A 26,360-nucleotide genomic window follows, 5' to 3' on the forward strand; every position below is an offset into this window, starting at 1 on the left:
GCTGCTTTTGAAACCAAGTCTTAATAAGGTATCAGACAAAAAGATTGCAGTCCTCACAATCCTTCACCTCGCCATAATAGGTTTCCCGGTATTTGTGCAAAGTATTTACGGGAAGCCCCATCAGGTATTTTCTAACGTAGGTGACCTTGGTAGTTAGTTTACCCATATTCGGACTAAATCTTTTTTCATATTTAGTCTTTCTTTTAATCCATATCAATTTCATAGCTATTCGTTTTCGAGTCTGTTTAAATATTCCTGCCTGAATTTGGCTTTTTTTATCTGTTCTCGCCTCTTTTGGGATTTTTTAGTGTACTGCTTACGTTCCCGTATTTCGTCCATCTGTTTTACGTTTCTGACCTTGCGCTTATAGCGCTTCAGGGCCCTTTCTATATTTTCACCCGGCTTAATTTCAATTTTTAGCATATTAACTTGTGTTATGTTTCTTTATGGTAACTTCTTGCCGAAGTATTGTCAGTGTTATTTTTCAATTGGATATTTCCACACCTCTGGATCCAAGGATTAAAATTCTGCCCATGAATACGTCATGGTATGACATTCGGGAACTGGTAAATTGATTATGATAATGCGCCAGCCTGGTTTGCTAAATTGTGGCCAACCGACGAATAAACAAGAGTTCAATGAAGCCCAAAAAGCCAGGTTGTGGGGGGGATAAATTTGTCAGACTGGTTTCTGAATACCAGATATTGAAAGTTAAAAACTCGCTTATTTCTCTTTTCGTGGTTTTTTATCCTCATTACCGCAAAGGTACTAAGGTTACCACCCAAAAACAACCCATGTTTAGGGAAGGCCTTAAAAATTACGGTAATGGAATCCTTCCAGCAGCCGTAATTCAGATCCTGATCGGCGTTTTATTGGATAGGTTAACTTCCGCCAGGAGGTTGTCAGTGTACCGGACATGCCCTGTGGTAGTAATGATCCTGAAACGAAAAGATTTAAGGCGGGCAACGGTATCCAGCAATAACCATTTAGACTTTAACAATCTGGATGCCTCAGTTTTAAGGCTGATGTCAAAGTAATACTTGCGCCCATTTTTATTCGCTGAAATATCCGGACTAACATTAAGGCCATTGGACTTCCTTACAAAGGATTTCGGACTTTCATAGCCCGGCAAATCCGATTTAATATTGGTGAATCCTTTGGCTTTTAAATAATCAATTGATTTTTCTAAGATCGAACTATTTTCTTTTCTGTCTTGTGCTGTCATACCCTATAATATAAAAGAAAAGCCTAAAAAAGCAAATCCTCTTGCCTATGGTTTCCTGAAACACTGCGTCGGGTAAATTTTGACAGGATGTATTATAAAGAGTTAGATGGGGCTTCCGCCCCGCCCTAAAAAGAAATTACGGTTTTTTACTGCATTAATGAATCAGATAAGTATCCATGACCTACATTTGCCTTCAAAATTTGTTAAAATCACCCAAAGCGTTTAAACTTCTATGAATATCGCGTTCTTCTCCTACAAATCATACGACAAGCAATGGTTCGACCAACATGTTGACAGCGACAACTATAAGATAAACTACTTTCGGGTGAAGCTGGATAAATCGACCGCAACTTATGCACGAGGAGCCGATGTAATATGTGCATTTGTCAATGATGACCTGAGCAAAGAGGTGATCAATATCCTCTCGGATATGGGGGTCAAAATGATTGCCCTGCGTTGTGCGGGATTCAACAATGTGGACCTGGACGCTGCCGCTGCTAAGGGAATTCCTGTTTACCGGGTCCCGGAATATTCTCCACATGCTGTAGCCGAACACGCTGTTGCACTGATCCTGACCCTGAACCGTAAGACTCACAAGGCCTACAACAGGGTCCGTGACGGGAACTTCTCCCTGTCGAGGCTGACAGGCTTTAACCTGTATGGAAAAACCGTCGGTGTTCTGGGCACAGGAAAGATCGGACGTGTTTTTGCCGATCTGATGCATGGTTTTGGTTGCCGTATACTGTTATACGATAAATTCCCCGACACCAGTTTGGAAGAAAAAGGATATCGCTATGTGGATTTGAGTACATTGTTGAAAGAGTCCGATATTGTCTCTCTTCACGTACCACTGATGCCGGAAACCGCGCATATCATCAATAGGGAAACCCTTAAATTAATGAAGGACAATGCCATGCTGATCAATACCAGCAGGGGCGGACTTATCAATACCGAACACACCCTTGAGGCCTTGAGAAATAAGAAACTGGGGTATTTGGGCATAGATGTTTATGAACAGGAAGAAGGCTTGTTCTTTCACAATTTTCAGGAACAAATCATAGACGACAATACCCTGGCATTGCTTATGTCTTTTCCTAATGTACTGGTAACCGCCCACCAGGCATTCTTTACCCAGGAAGCTCTGGACGAGATTACCAAAACCACCCTTCAGAATATTCAAGATTTCAATGAGGGTAGAAGTAACGAAAACATCATTGACACTCCATAATACCTGTTCATAAAGGGGATAGACTGTAAATCCTTACTGTGTCTAAATGTAAATCAGGGCAAGTAAAAACTGTGTATCTTTAATTCGCAATTACTCCGGCATTCCCTGGTCTACCCAATCCTTTATTTTCTGTATAACGGCCTCATCCATGCGCCCTGCTGGGGGCATAACGCCTGCCTGACCGGTTTGAAGTTCTATGCGCTCAATAAACACTGCAATCTGATCTACGGTTTTTTGATAAGTAGAAATGTCATATCCTCCGGCAGGGGAATTGGAGCCATGACAAAAAATACAATGATTGGAAATGATAGGAGCTATATCCGCGGTGTAGGTATAGTTACCATCTGATCCTCCGGGTTCGCCATTATCCGGTGGGGACTCCCCTTCTAATAAGCCATCAGTTTTCCAGTCGATGAGGGTCTGTATGATTGCATTGTCAACACGACCGCTTGGGGGCATAAGGTCGTCCTCACCCTCATCTTCCTGCATCGATTTAAGGATGTCATCAATTTGAGATTTTGTCAACAAATATGTGGAGAGATCAACCCCGTCTTCTTTATAAGCAGCATTGTGACAGGATACACAAAGTTGGTCCATTACAGGTTTGACATCTGCCAGATAGGTTACAAGTCCGGCATAAGTATCAGACCCAGATGTATTGTCCGAATTTCCGCTTCCGCCAGAAGGGTCCCCATTGGAATTACCAGCATTACCAATACCATTGTTGTCCGAACCGGACCCGTCTGGAGTTTCTGTTATGTCCTCAACTTGTTGATAATCCCTTGAATGAAAGTCTGAAGTACAGGATAGAGTCAGGGCAGAGACTAAAAACCCCATGAAAATAAATGCAATTTTTTTCATGATAATGAATTTAGATTTTACTGAGCCCCGCTATGTAAATTGGTGTAAATCCAAAAACAAAGTTATTCAGGCATTCTGAGGAGAAACATGATAGAAGTCATATTTTGTAGATAATGCGAACAAGTAATCCCCTGCACTTTACCTTGTTGTAAATCATAGGTCTCCAGGTCTGTCATAGCAATATAAGAGATCAGGTAGGCCTAACCCCCTGTTCAAAAAAATCAGTTGAGATATTTTTTTAATTCCACGTGACGTTTATTTTTGAACTTTATTTTTAATAAGTCTAAATTAATTTAATATAGTCAAAAATGAAACCACTATCACTACTCATTGTTTCTTTACTTACATTTATTAGCGCTACCTACGGACAAACCAAAAAAGAACTGGACAGAAAAGCCATTAAGGATATGTGTGGCTGCTATGAGATCACGTTTGAATATGCTGAAACATTTTCTCCGAACCAGGACTACGAGAAAAAACCCAATTATTTTGCCTCAGCCATGGAACTGGCATTGCCAATTGCAGATGAAGAAAACAAAATTTCTATCCAGCACCTGCTGCTTGTAAATGACAGCACCGTTATCAAACACTGGCGACAGGACTGGCTGTATGAAAACCAGGAAGTATTTTATTACGACAAGGATAATATCTGGACTTTTCAAAAACTACCTGCTGAGGCTGTAAAAGGTCAATGGACCCAAAAGGTTTACCAGGTAGACGATAGTCCAAGGTATTCCGGTACGGCAAGCTGGGTTCACGTGGACGATAAACACTATTGGGAAAATAAAACAGACTCTCCCCTGCCCCGCCGTGAGTATACCAAACGAAATGATTACAATGTAATGCTAAGGGGAAACCGGCACGAGATTACAGCGTTTGGCTGGATCCATGCGCAGGATAATGACAAAATTATTAGGGAAAACGGAAAGGAAGACGTACTCCTTGCTCAGGAAAAAGGAATGAACAGCTATACCCGGGTAGATTCAAAAAAATGTGAAGCTGCCATAGACTGGTGGACGGAACACGGGGAATTCTGGAGTTCTGTACGCGATGCCTGGGGCGAGGTTTACCCTCGTGAAGGCAATCTAATCCTTGTCAAAAAAGTGGATAACAAGCCCCTTTACAGGCACCTCTACCCTCTTGAAAAGAAAGGTGGCGGTAAAGCTGAAATAATTGGGCTTATTAAACAATTTATAGTGCAGGAAACTGAAGGCTCTGCTGTTGGAAGCAAATAAAATCACACAATAAGGAATTGGATTCTTCCAATTTCAAGACCTTTTAATAAAGGCCACAATATATAGCCGGCAGGCAATGCTTGCCGGCTTTTCCATTTTCGCAAATCCAGGGAAACAGTGTGCGGTCTTACCGTTAGACAACATGTCACTTAGCATATCACTAATGTGGATGAATGCAGAAGATTGTAAAAAATTCGCGCCAAACCCTGCCATTAATTTAAGAATAATCAATTTTACAAGCGAGATTTACACATTCCTAAATTATTTATCGCATTACGTTAATATCAGGTAAATACTTGGCTCTTTAACCAATTTTTAAGACTTTTGTTGAGCTAATTCAAACTCAAATAAACATGAAAACGAAATTGAAAGCAGTCCTCACCCTTCTATTGGTGTTGGCTGTACATTTGGTTTATGCACAAAGTAAAAGCATAACGGGTACGGTTACAGATGCTGACGGTGTACCTCTGCCCGGAGTAAACATTGTAGTACAGGGAACAACCACCGGTACTCAGACAGATTTTGATGGTAACTTTGCCATTAATGTAGCTGAAGGCCAGGTTCTGGTATTTACCTACCTGGGATTCAGGACAGAAAGCAGAACAATCGGTAGTTCCAACACGCTTAATGTTCGCATGCAGGTAGACGCCGAAAGCCTCAGTGAAGTAGTTGTTGTAGGTTATGGTACACAGTCCAAAAGGCTTGTAACCGATAATATCTCCAGCCTGAGCAGTGCGGATATAGCCGATGTACCGACCCCGAACGTCTTCAACTCTGTTGCCGCCAAAGCAGCGGGTGTACAAATTACCCAGCAGAACGGTAAGGTAGAAGGTGGTCTTAACTTCAGGATACGGGGCCAGGCCAGTATCAGTGCGGGAACTGATCCGCTATTTGTACTGGACGGAATTCCACTAACAAATGATAATGAATCCAATAACGGTTCTCCATCTAACCCACTCCTAACCCTTAGCCCAAGTGAAATTGAATCCATAGATATTTTGAAAGATGCCTCTGCCGCGGCAATCTATGGTTCGAGGGGTGCCAATGGTGTGGTTATTATTACTACTAAAAAAGGTAAAGAAGGAAGGTCCAGTTTCTCACTGAACTTTTCAACCGGTACCAGTGAGCCAGCCAACAAAAGGGACTGGTTAAACGCTGCACAATACATTGAATTGTTCACCGAAGCTGCGGAAAGGTCACCTTTCGGAGATTTATCCGGCAGTTTCCTGGAAGGCAGGTTTGACCGCTATTCCAATGGAACCGACTGGAGGAACCTGGCAGTTGATACAGACTGGCAGGAACTGGCATTCCAGGACGGCAGCATCCGCGATGCAGATTTCTCAATGTCCGGAGGTAACAGCAAAACAACTTATTTCTTCTCCACCGCCTACAACGATACCCAGGGTATTGTAAGGGGGAATGAGCTGGACAGGGTTTCCGGAAGGATCAATATCAACCACAACTTTTCTGACAAAATCAGGATGGGGATGAATATGAGTTATTCCAGGGTAAATATCGACAGGATTGCCAATGACAATGCATTCGTTACGCCTTTGCAAGCCATTGCCCAGGCACCAATTTCTCCTGCTTTTCTGGAAAATGGTGATCCTAACCCCAATACCCTATATCCCAACTTCCTGCTCGAGGACAAATACGCTTATTACAATACAATCGTCAAGCGATTTTTGGGTAGGATAAATTTTGAATACGACTTTACAGATTGGTTAACGTTCACTTCTGCATTCTCACACGATCTGTTTACCCAGACGGAAGACCAGTTCAGAGGAAGATTGACACCATTCCAATCTACCAACGGTGAGGCTTTCGCTTCTAACGTAGATACAGAAAACTATGTGTTCACAAACCTGCTTAGATTCAACAAGACCTTCAACGAAGATCATGATGTGGAACTGGTAGTTGGTAGTGAATTGAATAAAAGTAAGCGACGGGCAACCAGTGTGGAAGGAAATCAATTTCCATCGGATGACTTCCAGACAGTAAACAGCGCCGCGGAAATTGTTTCCGGTACAGGTAGTTTTACCCAGTTTAGCTTCCTTTCTTATTTTGCCAGGGCTACCTATTCCTACAAGAATAAATACCTGTTAAAAGCCAGTATCAGGCGTGACGGATCTTCCAGATTTGGTTCCGAAAATCGATTTGGTTACTTCCCTGCATTCTCAGCAGGTTGGATAATCAGCGAGGAAGACTTCCTGTCCGAATCTGATGTTCTGAGTTATCTGAAAATCAGGGGTAGCTGGGGTAAAGTTGGTAACGCCGAAATTGGCAACTTCCCTTCATTAAACCTCTTCCAGGGTGTTTCCTACAACCAGAGACCTGGTTTACAGCCTACACAGGCCGGTAACCCGCTTCTTGGTTGGGAGGCTTCAACCCAGACCGATATCGGATTTGAGTATGGTTTATTTGATGATGTCATAACAGGTGAATTTGCATACTATGTAAAGGATACAGATGACCTGCTGTTTGCACAACCGCTTCCAGGTTCTTCAGGTAACCCTAATCAGAATGGTATTACCAGGAATATAGGTCGTTTGCAAGCCACTGGTTTTGAAATCAGCATCAGTACCAAAAACTTCAATACTGAAAACTTTACCTGGAACACCAATTTCAACTTCTCTAAAAACGATGTTGAAGTAAAAGAACTTCCAGACAGTAGCGATGTAATCTTCAGCAGGAATATCCTTAGGGAAGGAGAGCAAATCAACTCTTTCTACCTGCCTGAATACGCAGGTGTTGATCCGGACAATGGTGATGCACTTTACAATCTTAACGATGGAAGTGGAGGCACTACTACCAACGTCAATGAGGCAGAACGAATTGTTGCCGGAAGACCATTGCCAGAGTGGATTGGTGGTTTGACCAACACCATACGATATAAGGATTTTGACTTTTCATTTACCTTCCAGGGTGAATGGGGTGCATCCATATATAACAGCGGTGGAAGATTCCAGTCAGCCAATGCTGATTTCTTCGATAACCAGACTGCAGATCAGCTGAGGAGATGGCAAAACCCGGGAGACATCACAGATGTTCCGGAAGCCAGGTTATTTGGTGGAAATGGTACCGCCCACTCAACCCGATACCTGGAGGATGGTGACTTTATCAGATTGAGAAACCTGACTTTAGGATATACATTGCCACAGTCAATTATGGATAAGTTGGGGATGACAAACGTGAGGTTCTACGTTAGCGGATTAAACCTGTTGACATTTACTGATTTTGAAGGTTATGACCCAGAATCACGATCTGATGCCGGAGGTATAGGTCAGGTATTTTACTCTGCTCCTGCAGCGAGAACTTATTCTATAGGTGTAAACTTAAATTTCTAAAAATCGTCATGAAAAGAACAATATACATATCAAAACTGCTTTCCCTATTAGTAGTGGCCTCACTATTTTTAGTTAGTTGCGAAAGCGAACTCGAAACAGAACCTGCCCAGAGTATTTCTACGGATGTAGCTCTCGGCAGTGAAGAAAATATCAAGAATATCCTTATTGGTGTTTACGCTGAAATAGGTAATGATGCAAGTCTTGGAGGTTCAAGCCAGATCATGGCCGACCTTTTGGGTACTGTAGATGAAGTATCCTGGAATGGTACCTTTGCTGATCCCAGAGAATTTCTGAATAAGAACATTCTGGTTACCAATGGATTTGTAGAAGGAGCCTGGGATAACAATTATGAAACCATAAATCAGGCCAATTTGGTAATAGACAATATCAGCGCGGTTGAAAGCAGTCAGGAAGAAGCTGATCGCGTTGAAGGAGAAGCCAAATTCCTGCGTGCAATGGCCTATTTTGACCTGGTAAGATTATTTGCTCCTGCATTTGAAGCCGGACAGGCCAACACACAACTGGGTGTTCCGTTGAGGCTTCAGGGAATAACAGATTTTTCACAGGATCTGGATATTGCGAGAAGTAGTGTTGCAGATGTTTACAATCAAATTATCAGCGATTTGAATGATGCGTACAGCCTTTTACCAGCTGATAATGCTGAATTTGCCGACAGGTATTCCGCTCAGGCACTTCTGGCCAGGGTTTACTTTCAGCAGGGCAATTACGCCGCAGCTCGCGACGCAGCTGATGATGTTTTAACTAACAGCGGACATGCCCTTGCCGCCTCTTTTGACGGTGCATTTAACAATGATGCAGATGGAGTTGAGGATCTTTTTACCTTGCAGGTTACTAACCAGTCTGGAGATAATGACTTTATTGTTTTCTATGCCTCACAAAGCAATGGAGGTAGAGGAGGTGATATTTCTATAGAACAGGCCTATTTGGATCTGTTTGATGATCCTGCTGATTTCAGATTATCTTTCAATTATATAAGCCCTGATAATGGCTTGATTCTCACTTCAAAATACACTAACCAGTTTGGTAACGTGCCTGTTTTGAGGATTGGGGAAATGCACCTGATACGAGCCGAGTCAAATTTCAGGGAGGGAACCAGTATCGGTCTGGATCCCCTGGTTGAAATAAATGCCCTTAGAGGCCGCTCAAATGCCGGTCCTCTGGCTGCTTTGGATCTTGATGTATTCTTTAATGAGAGGCAGCTAGAACTGGCTTTTGAAGGACATCTTATCCACGATGTCAAAAGAACTCAGGGTACAATTGGCGGACTAAGCTGGAATGATGCCTCCCTGGTATTGCCAATTCCACAAAGTGAAATGGACACCAATGGCCTGATGGAACAGAACGCTGGCTATTAATAATAAATTAATTAAAGAGAAAAGGCTCATAGAAATATGGGCCTTTTTTATTTTATAATGTCCGCTGTAAACATTGGGGGCCTAAACCCCACCCCAAAATCAAATTAATGGCTAAGGCCGCAACATGCTATCAAAATCATGTTGATTCCAAAAAAATGCTGGACAACCCAAGTCACTAGAAAGAATTAAAATGTTTCAAGTTTGGACTTACCAGACCTCACAACACGAATGTAATTATCTTATTTGATGAGGTTTACGTAAAATAAAATATCCTCCTTCGCTTAAAACTTCGGGGACTGAGTCGGGGTGACTGGATTACCCCGTAGGGTGTAGTGATCCAGAGTTGGGGTTGGTGCTCAAGTAAAGCCCGAAAAGCTCCGCTTTGTGGTTTTTACATTTCCCTTGCTTTCAAAAGACATATTAATGCATCCTTTACTGGATTTCCTCCTTCCAGTCGGTGATCCAGAGTTGGGGTTGGTGCTCAAGTAAAGCCCGCAAAGCTCCGCTTTATGGTTTTTCCATTTCCCCTGCTTTCAAAAGACATATTAATGCATCCTTTACTGGATTACCTCCTTCCAGTCGGTGATCCAGAGTTGGGGGTTGGTGCTCAAGTAATGCCCGCAAAGCTCCGCTTTATGGTTTTTCCATTTCCCTTGCTTTCAAAAGCATGCTTTTGACGCCGATGGAAATGTAAAAAGCCAAGCAATTTTGCTTGGCTTTCCTTGGTCGGGATGACTGGATTCGAACCAGCGACCACGCGCACCCCATGCGCGTACGCTACCAGACTGCGCCACATCCCGAAATCGGATTGCAAATATAAAACTAAAAATATTAAAACTGAGGGGTTGTTGCCGGGAAAAAAGATAGCGCTTAATCAAATAAAGGCCGCCTTTATAACCCGTTGTCCGGGCCGTCTTCCAGATCGTTCAATTCACCAAGCTGCTTCAGAAGGCTGAAGGTTTTCTGAGCCTCTTCTTCATCCACAACGCTTATCGCAGCACCTACATGCACCATGACATAATCGTCTACATTAGCTTCCGGGACCAGGGTTAGGCTTACTTCCTTTATTACACCGTCAAAAGATACCTTTCCCATTCTGAAGGTATCATCCAGCTGGGAAGTGATCTCAATTAGTTTTCCGGGGATTGACAGGCACATGGTACAAACTTTTGAATTCTCAATGAGAGGCTACTTTAATATTCTCCTTCAACCAGGAATACCAGGATTCCACCCCTTCGCCTTTGGTAGCCGAAACTTCAAAGAATCGAAGACCGGGATTAACCCTTAGCGCGTTCTGCTTTAGTTCTTCTATATCAATATCCAGATAGGGCAAGAGATCTACCTTATTGATCACACAGATATCCGAAGTGTGGAACATATCCGGATATTTCAAGGGTTTATCCACCCCTTCGGTGGTACTTATGATAACCACCCGCATGGCCTCACCCAGGTTGAACATCGACGGACAAACCAGGTTGCCCACATTTTCGATCATCAATACAGAGTTTTCTTTCGGGTTCAGGTTCCTAACTGCTTCGTAAACAGAATCGCTTTCCAGGTGGCAACCTTTCCCCGTATTGATCTGTATCACAGGAACATCAAGCGCCGCTATACGGTTGGCATCGTTTAACGTCTGCTGATCGCCCTCAATGACATAGAAAGGTACTTCCTCTTTCAAATCCTTAAGGGTCCGCTCTAACAGGGCAGTCTTACCGGCACCGGGGGAACTCACCAGGTTAAGGGCAAAAATATTCTTGGCTTCAAAATAACCCCGGTTTCTCGCTGCCATAAGTTCGTTCTGCTGCAGCACGTCCTGCTCCACCTCCAGTACCTTTTTATGATGGTGGTCATGGGTATGATCATGATGGTGATGATCATGGTCATGATGATGGTGATGCCCATGATCGTGGTCGTGATCATGGTGATGATGACCATTTTTTTCCAGAGGGCTTAAAATCCGTACTCCATTTTCTCCGCTTCCACATCCACAAGTTCCACACATATCTTAATCAATTAGGTTATTAAATTTAGTACATTTTCGTTAAAGTAGTTCAAAGCCCTGGCCAGGTTCTGCTCTGCCCCCTCCGAAAGTCCTGTTTTTAATTCAAAATTCAGGCCTGTAATTCCCAGGATAAAGGCTTCAGGTTTTTTATGGTAAAGGGTTTCAGCAAGGTACAATACAGCACCAGGTTCAAGTTCATGAGTAGTGAAACCTTGGTTGGCTTTCGGAGTGCATGGGTCCAGCGTAAAACCCTCATCCCATTCCATAATGTGTGCATCCACAAAATAAACCCTGCTGTAATGTGAAATTAATTCAGCATCCTCTATCTGAAGCTGGTAATTATAAGCATAGTCTACGCGGTCCGGAAGGCTTTCCCTGATCCTGTCAACAAAAGCCCAGCCCAGACCGTCATCAGCCCGGCCACTATTGCCAATGCCTATGATCAATATGTCACTGCCTGATCCTTTCATCTACTATGTTTCCGCAGGCATCATATAGTGTGAGTTCCAGGGGCATCTGTCCGAGGGCATGGGTAGCACAACTCAGGCAGGGGTCGTAGGCCCTGATCGCGACCTCTATCTGGTTCATCATCGCCTCAGTCACCCTGGGTTTGCCGCTCATCTCATGTGAAGCCACCCAGCGAACGGCCTGGTTCATAGCTTCATTGTTATGCGTAGTGGATACGATCAGGTTGCAACGGGTGATACGGTCTTTGTCGTCCACCTCATAATGGTGAATCAGGGTACCCCTTGGCGCTTCAATAACACCAACGCCCTCATTGCGCCGCTCTCCCTTCCTGTGCAGGTCGCCTGACAAGATATTATCGTCCTCAAGCAGGGACTTCATCATTTCGGCACAGTAAAGGATTTCGATAAGCCTGGCCCAGTGTGTATGCATGGTCATATTATTGATTTGCCCATTGGTTTCGGCTTTAAACAGCTGCCTTTCCCGTTCTGCAAGAGGCGTTTCAATCCCGTCGCATATATTGATACGCGCCAGCGGACCAACGCGGTTCCATCCTTTTTCGCGTCCCAGATGCTTCAGGTATGGGAATTTTAAGTAGGACCACTTTTCAACTCCCTCGTAAAAGTGCTTGTTATAGTCCACATCCCGTATATCATCCAGGGTTACGTTTCCCTCAAAATCCGTAGCCCTCAGGTTGCCATCATATAATTCCAGGAATCCGTTTTCCTTGTTCACCAAACCCAGATGTCCGGATGGATAAGCGGCAAAAGTATCAAGGAAGGCCTTGTTTTTCCCATGATACTCCTTAATAAAATCCACAATTTCAACAGACCAGTTGATCATGGTATCAATTGACGGGGTTTCATTGTCCTCCAGGAAATAGCTGCGTTCCTTAACAGTTATTTTTTTGTGTACCCCTCCCGGCGTGGCAGAGATCCCGTGTATCCGTTTGCCGGCTATCATCTTTATGATTTCCTGCCCAAATTTTCGCATCAGTATTCCCTTCTTTGCCAGGGCAGGGTACTCCATAGCCACGCCTACCACATTGCGCTTCACCGGATCTGCATCATACCCAAACAATAGATCGGGCGAGGCCAGGTAAAAGAAGTGCAGTGCGTGCGACTGGAATATCTGCGCGAGGTGAAGCAGTTTTCTGATCTTTTGTGCAGGCAGGGAAAGGTCTGCCGGGTCCAGGCCAACGATCTGATCAATGGCCTTGGCAGCAGCAAGATGGTGGCTTACGGGACAAATCCCGCACAAGCGCTGTACCAGAACAGGGGCCTCCCAATAGGGGTGTCCCTGAATGAAGCGTTCAAACCCCCGGAATTCCACTACATGAAAAAAGGCATCTTTTACCTTATTATGATCATCCAGGTGGACGGTTACCTTGCCATGACCTTCAACCCGGGTTACCGGATCAATTACCAGTTTTTGCGACATCTTATGTTGTTTAGTTCTTTTCTTTTTTGATCGGATCAGTCGTATTTAAATTCATCATGAGCGATTGAAAATTCTTCGCCAAGCAAAATACTCTTCACTACTTTCCATATATGCTGTGCACTTGGCGGACAGCCGGGTATGTAATAATCGATCTTTACTACCTCATTACAGGGATATACATTGTTCAGCATTTTAGGAATATCCTCATGTCCGGGTACCACGTGGGCACCTATCTCCGTGGTTATACCATTGAGATAAGCTTCCTCCAGGCATTCCTGCAGGGGTACAAAGTTCCGCATGGCGGGTATACCTCCCATAATAGCACACTCGCCAAAGGCTACCAGGATATCGCACTTTTTACGAAATTCCTTCAGCACATGAACGTTTTCAGAATTGGAGCAACCCCCTTCAATAAGGCCAATATGGCACTGCTTGGTGAATTTTTTGATATCAGTTAAAGGCGACTTATTGAATTCCGCCAGTTCAACAATGTCCAGTAAATCCGTATCAATATCCAGCAAAGACATATGGCAGCCAAAACAACCCGCCAGGGAAGTTGTGCCAATAATATATTTACCGCTATCTGCTTTACGCAGAGACTCATTCCTTACCACCGGTTTAATGTCTTTCCCAAGTAAGTCGTATTTGCGTTCGCCAAAAGGCTGTTCCTGTATCATACCTTTTACCAGGATGGCGCCCACCGGACAAAGGTTCATAGCCCTTATAGCTTCCGCTTCACTCAGTTTTTCTTCCTGTTCATAATCGATCTGAACCCGGGTTTTCACTCCTCTCTGGACAAAGGAAAAAACGTCATACCCGTCCCTTGTCTTTACCTCCTCCACACAGCGCTTGCATAGAATACAGCGGTTAGATTCCATGATCATGCGCTTAGGTGTAAAATCCACATTCTTTGCGCTGAAAACCTGGGGGTAACGCGTTACTGTAAGTCCCATGTCATAAGCGTGATTCTGCATTTCACAGTTTCCGCTTTTCTCGCAGGTTGGACAGAAATGGTTGCCTTCCGCATACAGCATTTCAATGATTGCTTTGCGGTTTTCCAGCAAATCGGGGGTATTGACCTCAATTTCCATTCCCCCGGCAGCTTTTACCGTACAACCCGTGGTATCCTTACCGTTCACCCTGACAGTACAAATCCTGCAGGTTCCCAGTGGATTCAGGTTCCTGAAGTAACACAGTGTAGGGATATAAACCCCATGCTCTTTTGCTACAGTAACAAGATTCTTTCCGGCTTCCGTTACTATGTGCCTGCCGTCAATGGAAATGTTCACTTTGTCAGTCATAATCCAGAGTCATTTCATTTATAATTCTATCGTAGTCGGCTGTAGCACCCTCCAGACTGAAGGATTTGTTGAAATCCGTATTTGCAGATATCCGTTTTTCAAAGACTTCGGGGAATTTAAGCATGGCATGGTTAAGGGCAGTTGACGACATTTTCCCCAGACCACATCTGCTGGTGATCTTGATGATATTGCTCCATTCCTTAATTTCATCCAGGTCCTGCTGTTCCGCATGCCCCAGGATGAGTTTATCAATCTTCTTGTTAAGCAAAAAGTTTCCGGTACGACAGGGAACACAAATGCCACAGGATTCTGCCACAAAGAAGTCGGCCACATTTTTAAGTATCTTCAGCAGGTCCCGTTGCTTGTTAAAGACCATAAAGGATCCCCCGCTTCTCAAACCAATACCACCCATTTTTCGGGCGTATTCCAGTGGGTCCTTAAAACGGAACTGCATGTGTTCGGCAAGCAGGTTCTCCCCGGAGATCTCCCGGTCAAAATCGGCCTCGGAGAGGCACTCCCCGGCAAAGCCATTAAAAAGGATAAAGCAGGGATCCTCGGCTCCTATCAGGTCCAGGAAATCGCGAAGCTTCATGCCCCATTCTATCTCATACATTCCCGGTTTGCTGCAATCTCCGGATACGCTGAAAAGCTTTGTTCCGGGAGTTGCTTTGGTTCCCAGGCTCAAATATTTACTGATGCCCATTTCCAGGATCCTGGGTACCGCACAAAGGGTCTCCACATTGTTCACAATGGTAGGCCTATCGTTAAATCCCTTTTCCACAGGAAAGAACTCCCTAGTCCCGGGTTCTCCCCTTTTACCTTCCATGGAATGGATCAGGGCGGTTTCTTCCCCGCATACATAGGCACCGGCACCCATATGGATATAGACATCAAAATCAAATGGGGTTTTGGCTTTGATCCCTTTACCAAGATAGCCTTGGGACCTGTATTTGCTCAGGAGTTCCTCAAGCCGGTCTCTTAAATACATGTATTCTGCCCGCAGGTATATAGCCCCTTCGCTAGCACCAACTGCATAGGCTGCAAAGATCATCCCCTCAATCATTAACTCGGGATGTTCCTCCATAAGCACCCGATCTTTGAAAGTGCCCGGCTCTCCCTCATCTGCATTGCATATGATGTATTTGATTTCTGAGGGGTTATTGCGGCAGAATTCCCATTTCAGGCCTGTGGGAAAAAAAGCACCTCCCCGGCCTGTTAATTTGGACTTTTTAACCAGATCTATTATCTCCTCCGGAGAGTAGGTATTCAGGATAGATAGGGAAGAAAATTGCCGGTAAGGTTTGAAAAATACTGTCCTTTCCTCTGCAGGTGTATAATGAATAATACTCTTGGGGATATCGCAGAGCTCCGAGGGCCTTTTTCCGGATTTTAATTCGGTAACGATCTCAAAAACCCTGTCCCGGGTAAGATTGGTAAAGGGTTTGAAGTTAATTAAACAGGAAGGCTCCTGATCACTCAGTCCAATACAGGGAGTCCGGTAAAGGCCAAACATATTGTCGGGCGTAACATGGCCCAATTTAATACCAAGCGCCTCTTCAAACGCCCTCTGAATGGCTTTTCTGCCCGACTGGTTGGCAACAATGGAATCGTTGAGATAGATGGTGTATTTGCCGCGATTGGTTGTGGAGAAGAAATGATAAAAAGTAATGACTCCTTCCAACTCCGTTTTCGACATATTGAATGCCTGCCCAATCTTTCCGATATCGTCCTCGCTGATGTATCTTTTTCTGCGCTGAACATCCCAAAGAATGTCCATCAAAGTGCTCCGGTCCGTGCCCTTTTCTGCTCCCATATTTCCGAAATTTATTTAGATCCGAAAAGTACTGTAGAGGCCCGAAAAGAATAATGACTTCTGTCATAAAACGTAAGATTTTTTGGGCTAAAAGGCAGATTTTAGCACTTTGAAACACAAAGGATTCCGAAGTAAAAGGGTCTAAAAAATCAGGGGAGGATTCAACGTCAAATTTAAAGGGTCTCCAGGCTTTTTACCCGCAGTTCTTTCCCCTGTAAAATACTTTTGAGGTAACTGCCGCAGGAGGGACAGTTATCGTAGATAAATGAGACGGGGTATTCCTCGTTGCAATCTGCACAACGCGCCCTGCCGGGAATTTTTATAATTCGTTTCTCTGCTTTTTCGAGTACCGTCTGCTGCACGGCAGCTTCCCATACAAAATCCAGTGCGTCAAATTCAATGCCAGCCAGGGTTCCGATCTCCAGATCGATAGCTGAAAAATGCCTAACATTGGCTTTCCTGGCCTCTTCTTCAGCAATTTTGACAATGCTCATGGCAATGGACATTTCGTGCATTACAAAGGAATATTTTGATTGCAACTTTACTTCTTACAGTACTAAAAATCAACCTACTTATTTAAAGCAATTTTAAATATTAAAATATGACTTTTATCATAGCCTTCCTGCTAATTGTTTAGGACTTTTAAGGGACCTTTTTTTAATCTGTTGATTTTCAGATATATAATTTTAAACTCTCCATCTTAGCAAAACATTCATGGGAAAGCTAGTAAAACCCGCCAGGGAAACGTATTACGAAAGTATTATCCGACACGGATATAGCCGACGAGACTTCATGAAATTTGCCGCTTTTATTTCTGCCTATATGGGATTAGAACATTCCATGATTGGGCAGGTGGCAAAATCACTGGAGACCACCTATCGCCTGCCAGTCATTTGGGAACATTATCAGGAATGTACCTGTTGCAGCGAAAGTTTTATTCGTTCTGACCACCCCATCGTGGCAGACATCATCCTCGAAAATATTTCACTGGATTACACAGAAACCCTGATGGCTGCCTCGGGCCACCAGGCCGAAGCCGCCAAACACGATACGATGAAAAAGTATTATGGCGACTACATCTTATGTGTTGAAGGTTCGGTGCCAATGGGAGCAGACGGTGTATACTGTACCATTGCAGGAAGGACCGCACTGGACCATCTGAAGGAGGCTGCAGAGGGTGCCAAAGCTATCATTGCCTGGGGTAGTTGTGCCTGCAATGGCTGTGTGCAGGGTGCCAAACCCAATCCTACAGATGCTACGCCCATCCATAAGATTATCAAGAATAAACCCATAGTTAAAATGCCGGGCTGCCCGCCTATAGGGGAAGCCATGGCCGCCCTGATTGTCCACTACGTAACCTTTGGTAGATTGCCGGAACTGGATCGTATGGGCAGGCCTAAAGCATTTTATGGAAAACGGGTTCACGATACCTGTTACCGAAGGCCTTACTTCGATGCCGGTTTATTTGCAGAGACCTTTGACGACGAAAATGCCAAGGAAGGCTATTGCCTTTACAAGGTAGGTTGTAAAGGGCCAAGCACTTATAACGCCTGCGGTAGTATGAAATGGAACAATGGAGTAAGCTTCCCTATTCAGTCGGGTCATGGCTGTATCGGCTGTAGCGAGGCGAATTTCTGGGACAATGGGCCTTTCTATGAGCGCCAGACCAATATCCCGGGATTCTCCATTGAAGGAACCGCAGACAAGGTAGGAAAAGTGGCTGCCGGAGTAGTAGCTGCAGGTATAACTGCACATGCCATCGCAGCCAATGTTTCCAAACGCAAAGAACTCAAGGACCGCTACAAAAGGGGAATCGTCAACGAAGAGAAACTGGAAAAAGACAATTAAAACCAAGACATCATGGCTAACAGAATAGTAGTTGACCCCGTTACGAGAATAGAAGGTCATTTAAGGATAGAAGCCGAAATTAAAGACGGTAAAATAGTAGACGCTTACAGTTCCAGCACCATGGTGCGTGGAATTGAAAATATTGTGAAAGGGAGGGATCCCCGGGATGTCTGGGCTTTTGCGCAGCGTACCTGCGGGGTGTGTACCACAGTACATGCCATAGCCTCGGTACGTGCCGTGGAAGATGCCCTGGGTATTACCATTCCACCCAACGCGGAAATGGTCCGCAATATCATGGAAGGTGCCCTGTATATGCACGACCACGCTGTCCACTTTTACCACCTTCACGCCCTGGACTGGGTAGATGTGGTAAGTTGCCTGAGCGCTGATCCCGCGGAGACATCGCGTATTGCCCAAAGTATTTCCAACTGGCCAAAAAGCTCACCCGGTTATTTCAGCGATGTACAAAACCGACTTAAAAAGTTTGTGAATAGCGGACAACTGGGCATTTTTGCCAATGGCTATTGGGGACATCCGCAAATGAAACTGCCCGCAGAGATAAACCTACTTGGAGTAGCTCACTATCTCGAAGCACTGGAATGGCAAAAGGAAATAGTTAAGGTACATACCATTTTCGGAGGAAAAAACCCCCACCCCAATTACCTGGTGGGCGGTATGGCCTGCGCCATCAATGAAGATAGCATGGGAGGCCTCAATGCTGAGCGTCTGGCCCATGTTGGCAAACTCTTAAAACAAGGTAGAGACTTTATCAATCAGGTCTATATTCCAGATGTACTGGCAGTAGCTCCTTATTATAAGGACTGGGGCTTCATTGGCAAAGGACATGGTAATTATATGTCTTATGGTGATTTCCCAACCAATGGCTATGGGGATCCCAGTAGTTTTAAATTCCCGCAAGGGGTTATCCTGAATCGTGATCTGTCTAAAGTTTATGATGTGGATCACAGAAATGGAGATATCGAAGAGTTTGTCAATAACTCCTGGTACGACAACTATTCCGAAGGAGCAGACACCGGAAGACACCCATGGGACGGAGAAACCAATATTAAATATTCCGGACCAAAACCACCGTTTGAACATCTGGATGTTTCACAGAAATACAGTTTTGTAAAAACACCGAGATGGCAGGGTAAACCTATGGAGGTGGGCCCATTAGCCCGACTGCTGGTTGCTTATGGACGTGGAAACGAAGCAGTTCAAAATGCCGTAAACGGAGTTTTGAACAAGTTGGAAGTTCCGGTTGAAGCGCTGTTCTCAACACTGGGCAGGACTGCAGCAAGGGCCCTGGAAACACAGCTTGTAGCAGACTGGACAATAGAATTCTATGAGCAATTGCTTACCAATATCAAAAACGGGGACACCCGTATGGCCAATACAGAACTCTGGGAGCCCGAAAAATGGCCCGCTGAAGCCAAGGGAATTGGCTTTACGGAAGCACCTCGTGGAAGCCTGGCCCACTGGATCAAAATCAAGGACGGGAAAACCGAGAATTACCAGCAGGTAGTGCCTACTACATGGAACGCCTCACCCAGGGATCCAAACGGGCAAATGTCTGCCTATGAGGCCTGTCTGATAGACACTCCGGTGGAAGATCCTGAACTACCGCTCGAAATCATCAGGACGGTTCACTCCTTTGATCCTTGCCTGGCTTGTGCTGTGCACTTGTACGACGAGCATGGAAAGCACGTTTCCAGAGTAACTAACATCAATAGTTGTTAAAAACACTGTTATGGACAAAGCTGTTAAAACCTATGAATTTAAGAGAGTTCTGGTCTGGGAATTACCAGTGCGTTTTTGCCACTGGATAAATGCCTTGTCAATATTCGTCCTGGCAGTAACAGGGTTCATTATTGCAGACCCACCGGCCATTATGTCTCAGGCAGAAGCCAGTGACATCTACTGGTTTGGAACCGTAAGGGCCATACATTTCATCACCGCTTATATCTTCCTGATCAGTACGGTTATACGGATTTACTGGGGTTTTATGGGGAATTACTACGCCAGCTGGCGCAGGTTCCTGCCCCTGGATAAAAGAGCCTGGGAGAACATCAAGCATGTCCTGAAAGTGGATGTGCTGTTGCGGAACGAGGAAAAAGAGGTGTTAAAGAATATAAGCGTAGGACACAACTATGTAGCTTCGTTATCTTACCTTGCCCTGTTTGTTCTGGTTGTGATACAGATATTTACAGGCTTCGGGCTGTATGCGCCAACCTCAGGCTGGTGGCTACCCCAGCTATTTGCATGGGTGCCGGACTTCCTTGGAGGCGATTTTGCTACCCGGCAGATTCATCACGCAGCTACCTGGCTGTTCATCCTGTTTACCCTGATCCATGTCTATCTGGTTTTCTATCACGACTGGCTGGAAGGACGGGGCGAAACTTCAGCCATGATCAGCGGATACAAGTTTGTACGCAAAGAACGGTTTAAAAAGAAATGAGCAGATATAAAGACACTAATCCCTCCCCCATTGCTATAAGCAGTGATTCGTTTTTCTTCGAGAAGGACAAATCAGATAGCATCCTGGTAATGGGGGTGGGTAATTACCTGATGGGTGATGAAGGCATAGGGGTGCACATCATCCAGGAAATGGCCAAACTGGACCTTCCGGAAAATGTGGATATACTAGACGGAGGCACCGGAGGCTTTACCCTGCTGGGATGTTTTGAATCCTACCCAACCATCATCTTTGTGGATGCTACCATGGACGGTAAACCGCCGGGCTCCTTAAGTCTAATTAAGCCACGCTTTGCATCCGATTTCCCCTCTGCCCTAAGTGTACACGATGTGGGCTTGAAAGATATGGTAGAGGCTGTATATCTTATGGACCAGATACCGGATATTCACCTGCTAACCATCTCTATTGAAGAAATGAAGCCCATGACTTTGGAACTTTCTGAGGAGGTCAGGGCTTCAATACCAAAGGCCATCCAGAAAATTGTGCAGCTCACAAAAGAATTACATTCCTGATTTTCTTATTTTGGCTTAGGTCCCAGTCGATATAAGATGATCAAATCCTTCAAAGTAATAATCACAGGACAGGTACAGGGAGTTGGTTTCCGACCCTATGTTTACGTACTGGCCAAACAGCTGGACCTTACCGGTACCGTATCCAACAACGAAGAAGGGGTTATCATCTACCTTACCGGTAAAGAGGAGAATATCCGGTCTTTTGTTTCACAGCTGATTGAAAATCCACCCAAGGTATCCCGGATAAACACGCATACTGCACGGGAAATTGTTCTGAAGGATTATGAAGATTTCAGCATAATTCCTTCCAAAAAAGGAAGCAAGCTCAATCTTCAACTAACACCAGACTTTGCCATCTGCCCGGATTGTGCTGGTGAGATCCTGGACGCTTCAAACCGTCGTTATAACTACCCCTTTACAACCTGCGTTAACTGTGGCCCACGCTGGGCCATTACCAATACCTTCCCCTTTGAACGGAACCATACCAGTATAGTAGAATTCACCATGTGCCCGGAATGTGAAAGGGAATATACCGACCCACTAGACAGGCGTTTCCACTCCCAGACCAATTCCTGTTCCAAATGCGGCATAGGCATGGAACTTACGGATAGCCAGGGTGAAATTCTGCAATACCTGGAAACGGAACTTTTTGAGAAAATCGGGGAGCTATTGAAGAGTGGGGCCATCATCGCGCTGAAAAACACCAGCGGTTATCTATTGTGCTGCGATGCGACCAACCCGGAAACGGTGCAACGATTACGGGATAAAAAGAACAGGCCCAATAAACCTTTTGCCATTCTTTATCCAAGTTTTGACTTGTTGGAGAGAGAACTAAGGCTTACCAATAAACACAGGGAAGCCCTGTCTTCCGCTGAAAGGCCCATCGTGATTATTCAAAAAGAAGCATATAAGGGAAGTCTGGCTCTAAAAGAACTGGCGCCTGGATTGAACCAATTGGGGATCATGATGCCCTATACCGGTATTTTACAGCTCCTGGCGGAGCATATTAGCATGCCGATTGTGGCTACCAGCGGTAATTTTCACGGATCGCCTATAATTAGCGATAATGAAGATTGTTTCCAAACACTGCAGTCTGTGGCCGATTATTTTGTGCATCACAATATGCCGGTAAGCAACCCACAGGATGATTCCTTAGTGAAGTTCAGCAGCAAATTCCATCATGAAGTAATCTTCAGGCGCTCCCGGGGCTATGCCCCAAACTATTTTGGAAAAGTGCATTCCGGAAAGGAAAAAATCCTGGCCATGGGCGGACATTTAAAGAGCACTATTGGCTTTATTCCCAATGACTATATCTACCTCAGCCAGTATTTGGGCAACCTGGATAATTACGATGTATACACCCGTTTTACTCAAACGGCCAACCGGTTTATGGAGATTTTTGAACAAAAACCAGACACCATCCTGGTAGATTCCCACCCGGAATACCAGAGTACGCAATTTGGCAAGGAATTAAGCAAGGAGCTAAGCACGAACCTCTTTCATGTACAGCACCATAAGGCGCACTTTGCTTCGGTCCTGGGAGAGCACGACCTTTTTGAAAGGGACGGTCCTGTAATGGGGGTTATCTGGGACGGCACCGGATATGGGGACGACGGAAATATCTGGGGTGGAGAATTTTTTAGTTACCAGGATGGTCAGATAGACCGCATAGGGCATTTGCAGTACTTTGACTGGCTTGCAGGCGATAAAATGGCCAGGGAACCCAGGCTTTCCCTCTTATCCTTATCCGACAACCATATGGAGGATACTCTGTCCCGGAAATTCACGAGTCAGGAAATAAACATTTATAAGTCCATCAGGGAAAGGAACAAACTCAAAACCTCATCCGTAGGCCGACTGTTCGATGCCGTTGCTTCCCTTCTTGGAATTTGCGATTACAATACCTATGAGGGGGAAGCGGCCATCCTGTTGGAAAATAATATTAAGGAATATGATTTGAGTGCTTGTAAATCCTATGCTTCCCTGCCTGATACTGGTAATATACCAACACAATTACTTTTGAAAAACCTTTATAACGATTATGCGAATGGGACTTCCAGGGAAAACATTATTGCCAGTTTCCTGTATACGCTGGCACATCTTGTTTTTGAAATGGCCGACAAACATAAGATAAGCGATCTGGCCTTCAGCGGCGGGGTTTTCCAGAATACAACATTGATTGATATGCTTATAGAATTGGCCGGGACCAATTATAAACTTTATTTTAATCGTAACTTGAGTCCGAATGACGAAAATGTTTCCTTCGGGCAAATAAACTACCATATATATTGTAGCGGAAACAAAAAGCAATGAAGTATTTAAATGAATACCGGGATCTTGAGGCGACCAAGGGTTACCTGAAGCTTATAGAAAATACTGTTACCAGGCCCTGGAATATCATGGAAATATGCGGGGGCCAAACCCATGGTTTGGTGAAAAACGGAATTCTGGATCTGCTTCCGGAACATGTTCAGATGATCCACGGCCCGGGCTGCCCGGTTTGTGTTACCCCGATGAACCTGATAGACAAAGCTGTTGAATTGCTGGAGAACGGCATCATTGTATGTTCATTCGGGGATATGGTTCGTGTTCCCGGAAGTAAGAAAAGCCTATTGCAGGCCAAGGCCCTTGGCGGGGACCTGCGCATTTTATATTCGCCCCTGGAGGCGGTACAAATTGCCCGCCAGAACCCGGACAAGGAAGTGGTGTTTTTTGCGGTAGGTTTTGAGACCACGGCACCGGCCAATGCACTTTCTGTGCTCCATGCCAAAAAGGAAGGACTTACCAATTACTCAATACTGGTATCCCATGTATTGGTGCCCCCGGCCATGGAAGGCATTTTAGACGACGAACTTTGCAATATTCAGGCCTTCCTGGGAGCGGGACATGTCTGTGCCATCATGGGCCTGGATGAATATTACCCCCTGGCTGAGAAATACAAAATACCCATTGTGATCACGGGCTTTGAACCGCTGGACCTGGTACAGGGCATCTATATGGCGGTTAAGCAGTTGGAGAAAGGCACACATATTGTAGAAAACCAGTATGCCCGGGTAGTGCGCGAAGAAGGGAATATAGCTGCTAAAAAAGTGATTCAGGACGTTTTTGAAGTCGGCGACCGGGAATGGCGGGGTATTGGCAACATCCCGAACAGCGGCTACGTTTTAAAAGAAGCGTACCGTGCCTTTGATGCTGAATCCAAATTTGGGGTGGGGTCCATACAGGCACCCGAACACCCGGATTGTATTGCGGGTGAAATTTTACGGGGCATAAAAAAACCACATCAGTGCAGTCAGTTTGGGAAGGCCTGTAACCCGGCCAACCCGCTTGGGGCTCCCATGGTATCTTCCGAAGGGGCCTGCGCCGCCTATTATCATTTTGCCAGTGACCTAATTTCTTAACTTTAATAAAAGCATATGGATATATCCGATTTAGGATTTGACAATATCAGCCTGGGACACGGCAGTGGTGGACTTATGACACGCGAACTCCTCGACCGGATCATCTTCAGGGTTTTCAGCAACCCCTACCTGAATCAGAAACACGATGGTTCCCTGATTCGAACAGAGGGCCAGCTGGCGATTTCCACCGACAGTTTTGTGGTATCCCCTATTTTCTTCAAAGGGGGAAATATCGGAGAGCTGGCCGTGCATGGCACAGTTAACGACGTGGCTATGTGCGGGGCCATGCCCAAATACATTTCCCTTGCTTTTATTGTAGAAGAAGGGCTGGATATACAGGACTTTATTAGGATTGTACAATCTATAAAAAGAGCTGCCGACGATTCCGGCGTACAGATCATCACCGGGGATACCAAAGTGGTAGAACGGGGAAAAGGAGATAAGATATTCATCAACACCACCGGTTTCGGACCCCTGCATCCCAAAGCAAAGGTAAGCGCCGAGAATATCCGAAAAGGGGATAAGATAATCGTCAATGGCAATATTGCCCAGCACGGAATGGCCATCATGTCTCAAAGGGAAGGCCTGGAATTTGAATCCTCAATTGAAAGCGACACCACCAACCTGAATTTCCTGATATGGGAGTTGCTGGACCGTTTTGGGGACAAGATTCGCATGCTCAGGGATCCTACAAGGGGTGGTTTGGCCAGTACATTATGCGAAATTGCAGCAGACATTAATAAAGGTATTACGCTGGAGGAAAACAAACTCCCCCTGGAGAAGCAGGTTGCCGCTGCCTGTGAGATTTTGGGGTTAGATCCCATGTTTGTAGCTAATGAAGGTGTTTTTTGCACGGTTGTGGCCCCTGAGGTTGCTGAGGACATTGTCCACGCCATGCGGGATAACGAAAAGGGCAAAAATGCAGTTTGTATAGGGGAAGTAACCGATGAGCACCCCACCAAGGTAATCATGAAAAGCAGTATTGGGGGCAAGCGAATCATTAGTCCGCTTATAGGAGAACAATTGCCCAGGATATGCTAGCCGGCCGGTGGTGACTTTAGTAATGCTGTTGAAATGCCACCTGATTTGGAAAACAACTAGGCAGATGCAGCAAAAAACCAGTATACCCCTACTATAACGGCAAACAGGCCTCCCGCCAGGCGAATTCCTTTAAAAAAGACCTCATTGTGGCCATTTCTGGCAATAGCAGCTATCTGCCCCACAACTATGGCATAGGCTACCATTGCAATGATAATTCCAAAACCAAAGCCGGCGATATAGGTAATGCTCTCGGAGCGGGTCTCGAAACCCAGTATAGGCAGGAAAAGCAAAAAATGAGCAATTCCAGCGAACCCGTGCAACAGTCCTATGGAAAAAGAAGCCTTATTACTCTGTTTCAAATTTTTAGGGTGAACATGCCTGTGGGTTTGTTCGCGACTGTGATCGTGCTCATGACTGTGGATTAAGGGTGCATTTTCGCTGTGCACATGCAAATGACTATGGTCCTTTTTCTTTCTAAATATCTTGAAGATCGCCGCAACACCTACACCCACAAGCACAATCCCCACCAGTTGCTCACTATACGCCGAGATAGCTTCTATGGGTATGAGTTCACCAAATGCTGTGAAAAGCAAGCCTATGGCCATCATCCCGGCGAGATGGCCCATACTCCAGGAAAGGCCAATCTTCCAGGCTTTTTTTTTGGATTCTATGGCAAAAGGGGTAACTGCAGCCAGGTGGTCCGGACCAGATATTACGTGGAGCATGGATGTAATAAGACCGGCGGTTATGGGTAGAGTGGCCTCCATATTCAGAGCGGTTGTTAAAGAT

23 protein-coding genes and 1 tRNA gene are annotated in these 26,360 nt (G+C 45.1%); 11 read left to right on the forward strand and 13 right to left on the reverse strand.

Annotation, left to right across the window (positions count from 1 at the left end; all coding sequences use genetic code 11):
• Window positions 1-31: 31 nt before the first annotated feature.
• From OO016_RS12095 to OO016_RS12105, 3 genes are all read right to left on the reverse strand, one after another.
• Complete coding sequence (locus OO016_RS12095; RefSeq protein WP_266014336.1) at window positions 32-223, reverse strand: hypothetical protein; 192 nt, start codon at window positions 221-223, stop codon at window positions 32-34.
• Between the two features lie 2 nt (window positions 224-225).
• Window positions 226-423, reverse strand: a complete 198-nt coding sequence (gene rpsU, locus OO016_RS12100; protein WP_266014339.1) for a 30S ribosomal protein S21 — start codon at window positions 421-423, stop codon at window positions 226-228.
• Between the two features lie 427 nt (window positions 424-850).
• Entirely contained in the window at window positions 851-1,225 is a 375-nt protein-coding gene (locus OO016_RS12105; RefSeq protein WP_266014342.1) for a hypothetical protein, read from the reverse strand.
• 232 nt (window positions 1,226-1,457) lie between these two features.
• On the opposite strand from OO016_RS12105, the gene OO016_RS12110 reads away from it, so the two are divergent.
• Complete coding sequence (locus OO016_RS12110) at window positions 1,458-2,453, forward strand: 2-hydroxyacid dehydrogenase (RefSeq protein ID WP_266014345.1); 996 nt, start codon at window positions 1,458-1,460, stop codon at window positions 2,451-2,453.
• 90 nt (window positions 2,454-2,543) lie between these two features.
• On the opposite strand, the gene OO016_RS12115 is transcribed toward OO016_RS12110, so the two are convergent.
• On the reverse strand, window positions 2,544-3,314 hold the full coding sequence (locus tag OO016_RS12115) for a hypothetical protein (RefSeq protein WP_266014348.1): 771 nt from the start codon (window positions 3,312-3,314) through the stop codon (window positions 2,544-2,546).
• 308 nt (window positions 3,315-3,622) lie between these two features.
• On the opposite strand from OO016_RS12115, the gene OO016_RS12120 reads away from it, so the two are divergent.
• From OO016_RS12120 to OO016_RS12130, 3 genes are all read left to right on the forward strand, one after another.
• Window positions 3,623-4,549, forward strand: coding sequence for a DUF6607 family protein (locus OO016_RS12120; protein ID WP_266014351.1), 927 nt, complete (start codon window positions 3,623-3,625; stop codon window positions 4,547-4,549).
• Window positions 4,550-4,902: 353 nt separating this feature from the next.
• A complete protein-coding gene (locus tag OO016_RS12125) occupies window positions 4,903-7,896 on the forward strand; it encodes a SusC/RagA family TonB-linked outer membrane protein (protein WP_266014354.1) in 2,994 nt (997 codons plus the stop codon).
• An 8-nt stretch (window positions 7,897-7,904) separates the two neighbouring features.
• Window positions 7,905-9,272, forward strand: a complete 1,368-nt coding sequence (locus OO016_RS12130; RefSeq protein ID WP_266014357.1) for a RagB/SusD family nutrient uptake outer membrane protein — start codon at window positions 7,905-7,907, stop codon at window positions 9,270-9,272.
• Window positions 9,273-9,995: 723 nt separating this feature from the next.
• Here the strand turns inward: OO016_RS12130 and OO016_RS12135 are convergent.
• The 8 genes from OO016_RS12135 to hypA form a co-directional block, all read right to left on the reverse strand.
• Window positions 9,996-10,072: transfer RNA gene (locus tag OO016_RS12135), tRNA-Pro, on the reverse strand.
• Between the two features lie 91 nt (window positions 10,073-10,163).
• A complete protein-coding gene (locus OO016_RS12140; RefSeq protein ID WP_266014359.1) occupies window positions 10,164-10,430 on the reverse strand; it encodes a HypC/HybG/HupF family hydrogenase formation chaperone in 267 nt (88 codons plus the stop codon).
• 19 nt (window positions 10,431-10,449) lie between these two features.
• Window positions 10,450-11,274 carry a hydrogenase nickel incorporation protein HypB gene (gene hypB / locus OO016_RS12145; RefSeq protein WP_266014362.1) on the reverse strand — a complete coding sequence of 275 codons (825 nt, stop codon included), beginning with the start codon at window positions 11,272-11,274 and terminating at the stop codon, window positions 10,450-10,452.
• Between the two features lie 11 nt (window positions 11,275-11,285).
• Window positions 11,286-11,744 carry a hydrogenase maturation protease gene (locus tag OO016_RS12150; protein WP_266014365.1) on the reverse strand — a complete coding sequence of 153 codons (459 nt, stop codon included), beginning with the start codon at window positions 11,742-11,744 and terminating at the stop codon, window positions 11,286-11,288.
• A complete protein-coding gene (locus OO016_RS12155; RefSeq protein ID WP_266014367.1) occupies window positions 11,725-13,179 on the reverse strand; it encodes a Ni/Fe hydrogenase subunit alpha in 1,455 nt (484 codons plus the stop codon). The genes OO016_RS12150 and OO016_RS12155 overlap by 20 nt, the downstream gene beginning before the upstream one ends.
• 35 nt (window positions 13,180-13,214) lie before the next feature.
• Complete coding sequence (locus tag OO016_RS12160) at window positions 13,215-14,480, reverse strand: NADH-quinone oxidoreductase subunit B family protein (RefSeq protein WP_266014369.1); 1,266 nt, start codon at window positions 14,478-14,480, stop codon at window positions 13,215-13,217.
• Window positions 14,473-16,293 (reverse strand): NAD(P)H-dependent oxidoreductase subunit E, encoded by a 1,821-nt coding sequence (locus OO016_RS12165; RefSeq protein WP_266014371.1) that lies wholly within the window; start codon window positions 16,291-16,293, stop codon window positions 14,473-14,475. Before OO016_RS12165 ends, OO016_RS12160 begins: the two co-directional genes overlap by 8 nt.
• A gap of 173 nt (window positions 16,294-16,466) precedes the next feature.
• Entirely contained in the window at window positions 16,467-16,808 is a 342-nt protein-coding gene (gene hypA / locus OO016_RS12170; RefSeq protein WP_266014374.1) for a hydrogenase maturation nickel metallochaperone HypA, read from the reverse strand.
• A 199-nt stretch (window positions 16,809-17,007) separates the two neighbouring features.
• Here hypA and OO016_RS12175 point away from each other — a divergent pair, with 199 nt between their 5' ends.
• Genes OO016_RS12175 through hypE form a run of 7 tightly spaced genes read left to right on the forward strand, consistent with a single transcriptional unit; the run spans window position 17,008 to window position 25,571 of the window.
• Window positions 17,008-18,141, forward strand: coding sequence for a hydrogenase small subunit (locus OO016_RS12175; RefSeq protein ID WP_266014377.1), 1,134 nt, complete (start codon window positions 17,008-17,010; stop codon window positions 18,139-18,141).
• A 12-nt stretch (window positions 18,142-18,153) separates the two neighbouring features.
• The gene (locus tag OO016_RS12180) at window positions 18,154-19,881 is read left to right on the forward strand and encodes a nickel-dependent hydrogenase large subunit (protein ID WP_266014380.1); all 1,728 of its coding nucleotides are present in this window, start codon (window positions 18,154-18,156) and stop codon (window positions 19,879-19,881) included.
• A 10-nt stretch (window positions 19,882-19,891) separates the two neighbouring features.
• Entirely contained in the window at window positions 19,892-20,599 is a 708-nt protein-coding gene (gene cybH, locus OO016_RS12185) for a Ni/Fe-hydrogenase, b-type cytochrome subunit (protein WP_266014382.1), read from the forward strand.
• Window positions 20,596-21,129, forward strand: coding sequence for a hydrogenase maturation protease (locus OO016_RS12190; protein WP_266014384.1), 534 nt, complete (start codon window positions 20,596-20,598; stop codon window positions 21,127-21,129). Before cybH ends, OO016_RS12190 begins: the two co-directional genes overlap by 4 nt.
• A gap of 36 nt (window positions 21,130-21,165) precedes the next feature.
• Entirely contained in the window at window positions 21,166-23,442 is a 2,277-nt protein-coding gene (hypF, locus tag OO016_RS12195; RefSeq protein WP_266014386.1) for a carbamoyltransferase HypF, read from the forward strand.
• Complete coding sequence (hypD, locus tag OO016_RS12200; RefSeq protein WP_266014388.1) at window positions 23,439-24,530, forward strand: hydrogenase formation protein HypD; 1,092 nt, start codon at window positions 23,439-23,441, stop codon at window positions 24,528-24,530. The genes hypF and hypD overlap by 4 nt, the downstream gene beginning before the upstream one ends.
• 15 nt (window positions 24,531-24,545) lie before the next feature.
• On the forward strand, window positions 24,546-25,571 hold the full coding sequence (hypE, locus tag OO016_RS12205; protein ID WP_266014390.1) for a hydrogenase expression/formation protein HypE: 1,026 nt from the start codon (window positions 24,546-24,548) through the stop codon (window positions 25,569-25,571).
• 56 nt (window positions 25,572-25,627) lie between these two features.
• Here hypE and OO016_RS12210 read toward each other — a convergent pair whose 3' ends face one another.
• The gene (locus OO016_RS12210) at window positions 25,628-26,338 is read right to left on the reverse strand and encodes an urease accessory protein UreH domain-containing protein (protein WP_266014393.1); all 711 of its coding nucleotides are present in this window, start codon (window positions 26,336-26,338) and stop codon (window positions 25,628-25,630) included.
• Window positions 26,339-26,360 lie beyond the last annotated feature (22 nt).

This window comes from Lentiprolixibacter aurantiacus (assembly GCF_026241225.1).
Classification (GTDB): domain Bacteria; phylum Bacteroidota; class Bacteroidia; order Flavobacteriales; family Flavobacteriaceae; genus Lentiprolixibacter; species Lentiprolixibacter aurantiacus.